This window comes from Schaalia radingae (genome assembly GCF_900106055.1).
GTDB lineage: Bacteria > Actinomycetota > Actinomycetes > Actinomycetales > Actinomycetaceae > Pauljensenia > Pauljensenia radingae_A.
In genome coordinates this window covers 576,947-588,568 of the sequence record NZ_LT629792.1, presented here as the reverse complement: position 1 = coordinate 588,568, position 11,622 = coordinate 576,947, and the positions used below count along the sequence as shown (strand labels likewise).

Sequence of the window (11,622 nt, the reverse complement as noted above, 5' to 3'; positions counted from 1 at the left end):
ATGCGTGAAACGGGAGTTGGGCCCTTTTTCCCCTTGCCCTTCGGTGATGATTCGTCGACAATTGATCAAGTTATCGACAAGTTATACGTTAAGCGTCGAGTTGTTTAACAAAACGTTAACGGAAATGGAGTTTGAGGGAAGATGGACTGGCGGAGTAAAGCAGCCTGCTTAAGTGTTGACCCGGAGCTGTTTTTCCCAATCGGCAATACTGGTCCAGCCCTGACACAAGCTGCGGAAGCCAAAGCTGTATGCCATAACTGCCCCGTTGAGACCGTGTGTCTGCAGTGGGCAATGGACAACAACCAGGATTCCGGAGTGTGGGGCGGTCTGAGCGAAGAAGAGCGCCGCTCAATGAAACGCCGCGCCGCACGTGCACGCCGCGCTTCCTGAAACTCCTCACTGACTTCAACGCGTAGCCGGGTTCACCACGAACTCGGCTACGCGTTTATTCAGTGCACGAACACTGCCCTCACAGCGCGCATTCCACCGAGCACACCTCTGCATCACTCCACGCGTAGACGCAGCGTGACAACTGTGCCCGATTCTTCTCCCGGTTCCCACTCGATCGTGCCTCCCAGTTCCCCTCGAACCATTTGCCGCACAATCTGCGTGCCCAAGCCGCTGAGTGGAGTACCTGGCTCAAATCCTACGCCGTTATCAATCACGCGAACCGTCATACGTTTGTCGTTGTCGTGGTCGCGCTGCGCATCGATGCGTATCACGCCGTCTCGCCCTGCCAGACCATGCTCGACAGAATTGGCAACAAGCTCGTTGAGCACTGTGGCCAGGGCTTGAGCCTGATCCGCGCTGATCACGCCAAATTTACCCGTCGTAATAACCTCAACAGAATGGTCCGTTGAGGCAACCGCGCCAGACAGGCGCAACACGGAGCGGGCGACCTCGTCAAAATCAACTTCCTCATCGACCGTGTGCGACAACGCCTGGTGAACTGTGGCGATGGACTGCACTCGGCGTTCGGCCTCCTTGAGGGCATCCTTGACTTCCTGCGAATCAGAGCGGCGGGCCTGCAGTCGCAGCAGGGCCGACACGGTTTGCAGATTGTTCTTGACGCGGTGGTGAATCTCCCGAATCGTGGCATCTTTCGTCATCAGCTCTTCTTCACGCCGACGCATCTCAGACACGTCGCGTGTCAAGATGACCGCCCCCAGACGATGACGCCCATTGGTCAGAGGCAATGCGCGCATATTGACTGTCGAGGCGTGCGCCGAGATCTCCACGCGCCACGCTGCCCGCCCCATCACAACGACAGCCAGCGTTTCCTCAACAAGCGCGTCATTGGATATGACGTCTGTGATGTCTTCGGCCAGCACGCGCCCAATGACCGAGTGTCGAATCCCCAGGCGCCTCAGGCATGAGCTCGCATTAGGAGTCAGCTCCTGAACCGTGCCGTCACCATCAATGAGAATCACGCCATCCATAACGCGTGGCACGCCGTGCGCAAGAACTGTTGGTGTAGACGTGTAGGGATACTCACCGCGCGCACACATCTCCAGCAGGATTCGCGAGGCATTCTGCGTCCAGGCGCCCATCCCGACGGTCGGGCGCGGTGAGGCTAGGTTCGATTCGCACGTCACGACCGCAATGACTGAGCCTCCGTGACTGATCGGGACGCACACCTCCGTCATGGAGTAGGTGCCGGCCCAGCGCGTCCCTGACGGCTCCACAATCGAGTTGGTCTCCATTGCCTGGCGCAGGTTTGCTTCGCGCGCGGCCGGTAGATACAGGCCGATAATGTCATCGAGGTGCACCGTCGTAGCGGTCGATGGCCTGCAGTGCGCAACAGCAATGAAACGCCCGTCGTCGGTGGGAAGCCACAGCACAAGGTCGGCAGCAGCCAAATCGGCCAGGACCTGCCAATCTGCAAGCAAGAGGTGGAGCCAGTCAAGATCCTGCTCCGCGAGGACACGCGAGGAAGCCTGTCCGGCGAGTTGCATCAGGGAACGCATGGCACCACTGTAGTGGTATGGAGGCCATTATGGGTGCCTCGAACGCGCAAACCGGAGCGGAGAAACTATGCGAATTAACGAAACCTACGCCTACCCCCTGGGTTTTGACAAGGTCAACGCGATGTATGCAGATCCCGCGTTCACTTACGCGCGTCTGGATCAGCCCGGAGTGACTGACCCTCAGGCCAATGTGCATTCCACCGCCGATGGAGGCCTCCTTATTGAAGCCTCGTGCACACTTGACGTCAATCAGCTTCCCCCGGCGGCGCAGCGGTTCCTCAAGAAGTCACCCGCCATCACTATGAAGGAGCAGTGGGAGCCGATCAGCGGTCGCGAACGGGTGGGATCGACCATGCTGACCGTCGAAGGCGTGAACGCGAGCAGCCACTTCACCTCGAAACTTTCCGGCAATGACGCGCAAGCAGTGCGCCAGATGGACGGCGAATTTACCGTCAAGATTCCACTGGTGGGTAAGACGATCGAGAATATGGCAATGAAGCAGATCTCCCGGATCTTCGAGGCTGAGGTCGGCCTGGCTGAGAAATGGAACCAGGATCAGGCTCATTAGGAATCGGCACGACCTCACCGATAAAGGGCGACGACGAGGCGCGCTTGCCTGATCCGGCAAGGCTCAGTCCGGCCAGGACCTAAGGGAAATCACCTCTGCATGTTCGCCCTTGGAAATGAACGAGGGCGAAAGACGGTCCTCCTCGAACAAGAGTGAAACAATATAGCTATGGATACACATACGACGGCACCGGCTGCCGAGGGCGGCCCATCTGAGTCACTGTTCATTGAGCGCACCGGGAAAAGGCAATACGTTGCGCGCAACCATCGCGACGCGGCCGTGAATATCGGAGATGGACCGGGAGAGTTCACTCCTGGCGAGCTCTTGAAGATCGCCGTGGCAGCATGCAATGCGATGTCGTCCGATTCGCGTCTGAGCTCCGTGCTTGGTGACGACTTTCAGCAGTTCACCGGCGTTTCCGCGGTCTCCAACAAAGAGGAGAACCGCTACGAATCGTTCCAGGTTGAATTGGTGCAGGACCTGTCAGCCTTGAGCGATGAGGATCGCGCTGACCTGATCGAACGAGCCACGCGCGCTATTCACAAGAACTGTACGGTGGGCCACACGGTTGAGCAGTCGGCCACCTATTCGGCAACTTTCACATCAGAGAAAATGTAACGATATGTCACCTCGTTCTTCAGATTCTGAGCGCTCACGCATGCCGCTGTCTCTGCCGGAAAGTGTGTGGCAGAAGGCGCTGAACGTTCCTCACGCAACCAGTTTAAAGGCGGCGCGCAAGCTGCGTGAACAGTTCCCTGACCTTGCTCCTGACGAGCTGGTTCAGCTCGCCACCCGCTCGTACCTGCGGCGCATCGGGATGGAGTCAGGTGCTGTGGGTGCGGCGGCGGCCTACCCTGGTGCCGGCACCGCAGTTTCTGCAGCAGCATCGGGCGCTCAGCTTGCCGCCTTCGTGTCAGAGTCTGCTCACTACGCGATGACTGTGGCGCACCTGTATGGCATTGATCTGAGGGATCCCGCCAAGCGCACGGCACTGGTTCTGGCCGCCTTGACTGGGCGGGAAGGTGCGGAAATGATTACGGCGCAGGTCGGGATCCAGACTTTGGCCTGGTTCCGCAACTCGTTCCTGTCGATTCGCACGGGCACCGCCCAGCAGTTCAACCGTCTGTTGTCCAAGTGGCTGCGCAAGAAGGCAGTTTCGAAAGCTGCAACCACAACACTGGGACGCCTGCTGCCCTTCGGTGTGGGAGCTGTTGTGGGCTGGCAGTTGGGCCGCTCGATGGCCAAGTCTGTCGTTGAGGGCGTGCAGACAGCGCTGGGACCCGCACCTTCGGAAAACGTTGAAGACGTTGTGATCGATGTGCAGCCGGTTGAGGATCCTGCCGCAGATGATGAACTGTACGAGGCGATCGTCCTACCTGATGAGGAATAATACGATCAAGCCAAATGAAGAAGTGAGCGACGATTGATGACTCAGACATCTGAAGGGCGTGAGACACCTGTGGGCGCGGATCGCCAGTACGAGGATTTGCTGACGCGCGTCATGAACGAAGGCGTTTCCAAGGCTGACCGCACCGGCACAGGCACCCGCTCCGTTTTCGGCGCGCAGCTGCGCTATCCGCTGTCTCAGGGGTTCCCACTGATTACAACGAAACGCGTCCACATGAAGTCGGTTGTGGGTGAGCTCTTATGGTTCCTGCGAGGCGATTCGAATGTGAAGTGGCTGCAGGATCACGGTATCCGCATCTGGAACGAGTGGGCCGACGATCAGGGGGATTTGGGACCTGTTTACGGTGTCCAGTGGCGCTCGTGGCATGCGGAGGGGGGCCGAACCTTCGACCAGATTTCGCACGTCATGGACACCTTGCGCACAAATCCGGACTCACGACGCATGATCGTGTCCGCGTGGAACGTGGGCGACCTGGAGTATATGGCGTTGGAACCGTGCCACGCTCTTTTCCAGCTCTACGTGGCCGATGGGCGTCTCAGCCTGCAGCTGTATCAGCGCAGCGCGGATCTGTTCCTGGGCGTCCCCTTCAATATCGCCTCATATTCCCTGCTGACACATATGTTTGCCCAGCAGGCTGGGCTTGAAGTGGGCGACTTCATCTGGACGGGTGGAGATTGCCACATTTACAACAATCACGTCGACCAGGTCACCGAGCAGCTCTCACGGGATCCGTATCCGTTCCCGACGCTCACGTTGGATCAGGCACCCTCGTTGTTCGAGTATGACTTTGATGATGTGCACATCGACAATTATCAGCACCATCCGACGATCAAGGCATCAGTCGCCGTATGAGCACACTTGTGGCGCGCCCCAATTTCACGCTGGCGTCGATTTGGGCGCAGGATCGAAACGGCATTTTGGGAACTGGCACATCGATGCTGTGGCATGTTCCGGCTGATTTTGCGCATTTCAAACAGATGACGCTGGGCTACCCGATCATCATGGGGCGCTCTTCCTACGAGGCTCTGGGCGGTCAGCCATTGCCCGGACGCACCAACATCGTCATGACGCGCCAGCGCGACTACGAGACCCCCGGGGCACTGGTCGTTGCCAACCTGGATGAGGCGCTCGAGGTCGCAACCGCTCACCTGGCGGATCACCGTGACCAGCGAGCAGCCATCACCGCCAGCACTGCGACGACACCCGACATGGATAGGGACCCAGCTCCCGTGGTGTGGATTACCGGCGGAGCCCAGATCTACGAGCAGACGATGGATCGGGTGGATGAACTGGTCGTAACAGACCTTGATCTGGATGTACGCCCGCTCAGCGGGCAGAACACGCCGCTGGTGTACGCGCCGCACGTCGATCCCGAGCATTGGCACGTGGATCCTGATCGGTCCGATTCGTCGTGGCGAGACGTGTCGGGTGACGCTCGGTGGAGAATCACGACATTTGTTCGCCCTTCTCACCGCTGAGCTGATCACTGATCCGCAAGCTGCGCGCTTTCTTCTCTACTGGTTCGATGTGCGCGACGACATGTGATTCATCCAATTGGGACATTTTGCGGGCACTGACCAGCACCCGCGTTTCCAACGAGCCGACGAATCTGTTCCACCGTTCAGTCAGATCATCAATCGTCTTTCGAACAAGCTCAGCATGGTCTGCGAGGGTGCACAAGCGCGAATACAGTTCGCTGGCCAGAGCGTAGAACTCACGAACCTGCGCAACGGCTGATTCTTCGCGCCACGTATATGCCACTGCTTTCAGGCACGCCCACAGCGCGCTGGGAGACGCCAAAGCCACACCTCGCGAAAAGGCGTATTCCAGCAGCTGCGGATCTTCGCGCAGCGCGGATGACAGCAGGGATTCGAGGGGAATGAAGGCAATGACCAGGTCAGGTGACTGCTCGTACCTCTTCCAATACTCTTTCTTCGACAGTGTGTCCACGTGGGACCGCACGGCTCGAACATGCTGGGCAAGCAGTTTCTTCTTCTGTTCTGCTTCTCTCTCCCCTGCCGAGTCGGGAATATCACATGCCTTCATGTACGCGTCGAAGGGCACTTTGGAGTCGATGACCAATGTGCGCCCTTGCGGCAAGTGCACCACCATGTCGGGCCGCTGACGCCCCGATTCCTCTCCGCTGTTTCGCTCACAACGCTGCGTGTCCTGTTCGTCGAAATCAACGTGTTCCATCAGGCCACACATGTCAACGAGGCGTCGCAACTGGATCTCGCCCCACTGGCCGCGCACAGACGTCGAACCCATGACGTCATGCAGCTGAGAGGTGGTCACCCGTAATTGCTCGCCGATCGTGGTCGATGCTTCAAGCTGCGCGCGGATAACCCCGTACTCCTCAGCTCTGAATCGTTCCATCGCCGACATCGAATGCGTCATTTTCGTCAACATGTCGCTGACAGGTGCCAGCGCCTCCATAATCCGTGCGCGTTCTTTTTGCTGCCCCAGGCTGCGTTGAGCCTGATCTGCCAGGCGGTCTTCATATTCCACGCGCATGCGTTCGGATCGTTCGCGTTCGTGGGCGAGCTGTTCATGCGCCTCTTCCAGGCGCTGACGAAGCTGGTCATGAACGGCTCGTGTCTGCTCACCACGCATATCACGCTCATGTTCAGCCTGCGATACGCGCATACGCAGCGAATCGAGCGCACGCCCCGCCCCCAGGTTGACCCCGGCAAACCACCCTGAAACGATGCCCACCACCAGTGCGAGAAGGGGTACCACAACCATCCATATATTCATGGCTTCACTGTACGAACCACCGTGTGCATCTGGAGCCCATAGGTCTCTCACCAGCCACTCCGCACTCCGATGGGACCAAGGACCCAGCAGGCAACCCTCATAATGACCTGGCTCACATTCTTCCAATCATCGTGTGACATTGGCCGCATTGTTTGCGAACGGGGTGAGCAACAAATGTCTAGGGTGACAAGTACAGCAATGATGCTCTACCTGTAAATCGAGGACCGATGACACGCATCACTCATACCCCCATATGGCCTCCCCTCACTTCACTTCGCTCGCGTTACAGCGCCGTGCGCTCCACCTCGCCCACGCCGCCGCGCTCGCGCCGTACATTCCTGGGTGCGCTGGGCGCATTGCCGTTCGCACTGCTGCTGTGCGGATTCGCCAGACCCCTCCCCGCCGCCGAAGACCCGTCATCAAACGTGCACGGCGGTGAAGCAAACCTCGTGCTCCCTGACCTGTCACAAGTCACTGTCATCGGTGGATTTTCGGGACAGACTCTGCTGATTATCGGCCTGATCGTCTGCCTGCTTGGACTGGGATTCGGCCTCGCCACCTACATGCAGCTCAAGAAGATGCCGGTACACGGCTCCATGTTGGAGGTCGCGGAGCTGATCTACGCAACATGCCAGGCCTACCTGAAGAAACAGGGACGTTTCCTGCTGATTCTGTGGGTCTTCATCACCGCAGTTATCGTCATCTACTACAAGGTTCTGGTCGGCTTCCCGTGGGGGAAGATGCTCATTGTGGTCGCATTTTCGCTTCTGGGAATGGCTGGCTCCTACTCCGTGGCGTGGTTCGGTATCCGCGTCAACACGTTCGCCAACGCGCGCACCGCCTACGCCTCCTTGCGGGGCAAGCCGCTGCCGATCCATAGAATCCCCATGAAGTCCGGCATGTCGATTGGAATGGTCCTCATTTCCCTCGAATTGCTGATGATGCTGATCATCCTGTTGTTCCTGCCCAATGACGTTGCCGGTGCCTGTTTCATCGGCTTCGCCATCGGTGAGTCTCTGGGAGCCTCGGCCCTGCGTATAGCCGGCGGCATCTTCACAAAGATTGCCGACATCGGCGCGGATCTGATGAAGATCGTGTTCAAAATTGACGAGGACGACCCGCGCAACCCCGGTGTTATCGCTGACTGCACGGGCGATAATGCAGGCGACTCGGTGGGACCGTCCGCTGATGGTTTTGAAACCTACGGTGTGACAGGCGTGGCTCTGGTGACGTTCATTATCCTGGCCGTCAATGACCCCGTTCTTCAGGCAACGCTGCTGGTGTGGGTGTTCTCCGTGCGTGTCGCCATGATTCTGGCTTCGGCTCTGGCCTACGCGATTAACGCGCGCATCGTGGCGTCGCGATACAGCGATGCCACAACAATGAACTTTGAGGCCCCGTTGAGCTCGCTGGTGTGGTTCACCTCGATTATCTGCATCGCTGCAACGTACCTGATGTCGTGGCTGGTCCTCGCACCGCAAGGCGGCGCCCTGTGGGTCGAGCTGGCCACGATCGTCACGTGCGGCACGTTGGCTGGCGCACTTATCCCCGAGCTGGTGAAGGTCTTTACCTCCACGACGTCGCGCCACGTGCGTGAAACGGTGAAGAGTTCACGCCAGGGCGGAGCATCGCTGAACATTCTGTCAGGCGTGGTCGCCGGCAACTTCTCTGCCTACTGGCTGGGCATCACAATTGTTGGCCTGATGGGTGGCGCGTTCCTGATTTCCGAGGTCACACTGGGCGACTACATGCTGGCACCTGCTGTCTTCGCCTTTGGCCTGGTGGCGTTCGGTTTCCTGGGAATGGGGCCAGTGACGATCGCAGTCGACTCGTACGGCCCTGTGACCGACAACGCGCAATCCGTCTACGAGCTTTCCCGCATTGAAGCGATCGACGGAATTGACGAGGAAGTTCAGCGCTCCGACGGTTTCGCCCCGCAGTGGGATAACGCCAAACTCATGCTGGAAGAAAACGATGGTGCGGGTAACACCTTCAAAGCCACTGCGAAGCCGGTCCTCATCGGCACCGCTGTTGTAGGTGCGACGACGATGATTTTCTCGATCATCATCGGTTTGACGAATCGCCTCGAAGAAGGTCTGAACTATCTGTCGATCCTGCACGCTCCGTTCCTGCTGGGCCTGATTATGGGTGGGGCGGTGATCTTCTGGTTCTCCGGCGCATCGATTCAGGCAGTCACCACAGGCGCCTACCGTGCCGTCGAGTTCATTAAGACGTCCATCAAACTGGACGATGACACGGAACGAGCCTCCGAAAAGGATTCGACCCGCGTAGTGGAGATCTGCACACAGTACGCGCAACAAGGCATGTTGACGATTTTCCTGGCGGTTTTCTTCGCCACTCTGTCATTCGCATTCGTTGAGCCGTACTTCTTCATCGGCTACCTCATTTCGATCGCCATCTTCGGCCTGTACCAGGCTATTTACATGGCGAACGCGGGTGGTGCATGGGATAACGCGAAGAAGATTGTCGAGGTTGACCTGCACGCCAAGGGAACCGCTCTGCATGACGCGACGATCGTGGGTGACACGGTCGGCGATCCGTTCAAGGACACGTCCTCCGTTGCCCTGAATCCGATCATCAAGTTCACCACGCTGTTCGGTCTGCTGGCAGTGGAACTGGCAGTGTCACTGACTGGACAGGGATTGAGCGCCCTCGTCTACACGCTGGCCGTCATTTTCGCACTGGTGTCCGCGTTCTTCGTCTACCGTTCCTTCTACCACATGCGTATACAGGCGCCGATGGAGGATCCGGCCGACGGCGAGGACTCCCCCGCTGATTCCCCTGCATCTCAGATTGGAGCACAGCAATGAGAATTGCCATCAAACGCGATGCGACCCTCATTGACGAGGGCGGCCGAGTCACCGGTCATGACGCCGGTGCCACTTTGGTGAGGCGAATCCTGCGCATCTTCCCCGATTCCAGCATCATCGGCCCTGTGGCACGGCGCTGCAAGGGTTTCACCGTGATGCCGCTCGAATCAATCAATCCCGATGACACGGTCATCATCAATATGGATGTGGTGGACTCACTGGGCACATGGAACACCGTCTACCATGCCTCGGGCGGCAATATTCCGAAGATCATGAACTTCGTGTGGTTCCCGGTTAACACGCTTGAGCAGCACGTCCAGGTGTGTGCCCTCGCGTTGTCGTGCGCTCTGTTCCCCACGTTCGCAAACTCGGAACGCACAGCGGCTGAAGTGCGTGAAGTCGTGGAGCGGTGGACCGTTCAACCGTTAGCTCAGAAGGCTGAGTTGTCGTGGGTGAACCTGGGATTCCGCCTGGAGCATGTGCAGCCGCGTCATGAACCTGACACGCCCGTGGTGTTGTATCCGGCAATCTACCTTGCCAACCGCAAGCGCCCTGACATGTTCATGGATATTGTGTCCGCCGTGCAGGAAGACACGGATCTGCGTGTGGAGATGCGACTGCACGAGTCGCACCTGGTTTCTGAGAAGGCGATGGAGTATTCACAGCTGCCGTGGATCTGGGTGGGGTCGCTGACCGCCTCGCGCGCGTCATACTGGCAGGCGCTGTCGCACACGACGGCGTTTGTGGCGACCGCCAGCGAGGAATCCTACGGCCTGTCCTATGTGGAGGCGATGGGTGCCGGAGCGATCGGAATTTTCCCGGATCTTCCGTGGGCCAGGGCTTTGCTGCCGGACGGGTATCCCTTCATGTATCCCGATGGCGACGAGGATGCGGCTGCTGACTTGCTGCGCTGGGCATTGACGGAAACTGATCGGTGTCGTGCGCAGCTCGATGAGCTTGTGTCGGGCAGCTTCGTGTCGTGGATCCACGACCGTCACAGTGATGACGCGTTCGACCGTGAGATACTCGCCGCGGTCAAGGAGTGGTTCAGCTGATCACAGGCTAGTGCAGGAAGTTGAGGAAATTCGTCCACAGATCATCCCACGAGTAGAAGAAAACCTCGGAGTTATTGACCAAGAGGAGCGCTACAAGCGCCCCGAGTATGCAGGTGAGTGCCGCGAGGAAAAAGTCCGTCACAGCGCGCCGCACCCGTCCGGTACGCATCCTCATCCGCACACGCATCAGGGATGTCGCCATGGCAATCCCCCACGCGCTAAAGCTCCCGATCAGCGGCACAGTTTGGGTGATCTGCCACCATGGCGGGGCTGTCGGAGCGTCCGACTGCACTTCCCTACCGCTCCACCATTTCAACGCTGAGGGCAGATCCTCGCGCCATGTTGTCCAGCCGTGGGCTCCCTCGGACTTCATGACCGATACGAAGGTATCGTTAGGTTGTGTGCGCGCCAGTTTCTGCAAGGCAGTGCCAAAAGTCATGGCATCCCTGTCCGCATATACGCCCATCGCGAGGACTCTGAGGGGCACATCATGCGGCTGAGCGAGCAAGTGTGAAATGGTGAATGCGTCCCTTGTCGCCTGATCGGCATTTTTCAGAGCGCCTAATTCTGGAGTATCGTACCCGCCCATCGCCACAGCTGTCCCAAAGACGTCACGGTGGCGCACATGTATAACAGGCGCACAGTATGCGCCTGATGAAAATCCGCCTACGGCCCAATGGTCGGGATCATACGGAATACTTGGGAATGCTGCGCGGATCGCTGGGACTAGATCAGTGACAACGAAGGTTTCAGTTTTGGGGTGCCCGTCAACGTCAACGCAGTCCGGCTCTGCCCCGCCCATTGACAGGTCAGGGAAGATCAGCAGCGTTGGAGGAATCTCGCCTCGTTCGACCAGTGGTGCTATGCGTTCGGTGAGTTCGAGTGACTGAACTGTGCCAATCGCTGTTCCCACGTACCCGTGATAAAGCACGATGGCCCGCGAAAGCGGGATAGGCGTGTCGGCGCTGTCACTCTGGGAGGCAGTAGGTATCGCTCCGACCGGAGCGTAGCCGGGTGGCGCCCAGACGGCAACTTC

Annotated in this window: 10 protein-coding genes and 1 pseudogene; 8 read left to right on the top strand and 3 right to left on the bottom strand. The window is 58.6% G+C overall.

Annotated features, from left to right (window positions below):
* Nucleotides 1-141 precede the first annotated feature (141 nt).
* Complete coding sequence (locus BLT69_RS02520) at nt 142-390, top strand: WhiB family transcriptional regulator (protein ID WP_058236042.1); 249 nt, start codon at nt 142-144, stop codon at nt 388-390.
* Nucleotides 391-503: 113 nt separating this feature from the next.
* Here the strand turns inward: BLT69_RS02520 and BLT69_RS02515 are convergent, their stop codons facing one another.
* On the bottom strand, nt 504-1,967 hold the full coding sequence (locus BLT69_RS02515) for a sensor histidine kinase (RefSeq protein WP_058236043.1): 1,464 nt from the start codon (nt 1,965-1,967) through the stop codon (nt 504-506).
* A 67-nt stretch (nt 1,968-2,034) separates the two neighbouring features.
* Here BLT69_RS02515 and BLT69_RS02510 point away from each other — a divergent pair, with 67 nt between their 5' ends.
* From BLT69_RS02510 to BLT69_RS02490, 5 genes are all read left to right on the top strand, one after another.
* A complete protein-coding gene (locus BLT69_RS02510; protein WP_092648325.1) occupies nt 2,035-2,535 on the top strand; it encodes a DUF2505 domain-containing protein in 501 nt (166 codons plus the stop codon).
* A gap of 168 nt (nt 2,536-2,703) precedes the next feature.
* Nucleotides 2,704-3,153, top strand: a complete 450-nt coding sequence (locus tag BLT69_RS02505; RefSeq protein ID WP_058236045.1) for an OsmC family protein — start codon at nt 2,704-2,706, stop codon at nt 3,151-3,153.
* 4 nt (nt 3,154-3,157) lie between these two features.
* Complete coding sequence (locus BLT69_RS02500; protein WP_082628448.1) at nt 3,158-3,925, top strand: VPDSG-CTERM exosortase interaction domain protein; 768 nt, start codon at nt 3,158-3,160, stop codon at nt 3,923-3,925.
* A 36-nt stretch (nt 3,926-3,961) separates the two neighbouring features.
* Nucleotides 3,962-4,795: a thymidylate synthase gene (locus tag BLT69_RS02495; RefSeq protein WP_070725633.1), complete on the top strand. Its 834-nt coding sequence runs from the start codon at nt 3,962-3,964 to the stop codon at nt 4,793-4,795.
* Nucleotides 4,792-5,421, top strand: coding sequence for a dihydrofolate reductase (locus tag BLT69_RS02490; RefSeq protein ID WP_058236047.1), 630 nt, complete (start codon nt 4,792-4,794; stop codon nt 5,419-5,421). Before BLT69_RS02495 ends, BLT69_RS02490 begins: the two co-directional genes overlap by 4 nt.
* Here the strand turns inward: BLT69_RS02490 and BLT69_RS02485 are convergent.
* Nucleotides 5,390-6,700: a DNA recombination protein RmuC gene (locus tag BLT69_RS02485; protein WP_092648324.1), complete on the bottom strand. Its 1,311-nt coding sequence runs from the start codon at nt 6,698-6,700 to the stop codon at nt 5,390-5,392. The two genes, BLT69_RS02490 and BLT69_RS02485, sit on opposite strands and share 32 nt — an antisense overlap.
* A 371-nt stretch (nt 6,701-7,071) precedes the next feature.
* Here BLT69_RS02485 and BLT69_RS02480 point away from each other — a divergent pair, with 371 nt between their 5' ends.
* Both BLT69_RS02480 and BLT69_RS02475 read left to right on the top strand, forming a co-directional pair.
* Entirely contained in the window at nt 7,072-9,531 is a 2,460-nt protein-coding gene (locus BLT69_RS02480; RefSeq protein WP_371935760.1) for a sodium-translocating pyrophosphatase, read from the top strand.
* Nucleotides 9,528-10,586 carry a glycosyltransferase family protein gene (locus BLT69_RS02475; RefSeq protein ID WP_092648323.1) on the top strand — a complete coding sequence of 353 codons (1,059 nt, stop codon included), beginning with the start codon at nt 9,528-9,530 and terminating at the stop codon, nt 10,584-10,586. Before BLT69_RS02480 ends, BLT69_RS02475 begins: the two co-directional genes overlap by 4 nt.
* A gap of 298 nt (nt 10,587-10,884) precedes the next feature.
* Here BLT69_RS02475 and BLT69_RS11240 read toward each other — a convergent pair.
* Nucleotides 10,885-11,388: pseudogene (locus BLT69_RS11240) on the bottom strand (alpha/beta hydrolase); the annotation flags it as partial.
* Nucleotides 11,389-11,622 lie beyond the last annotated feature (234 nt).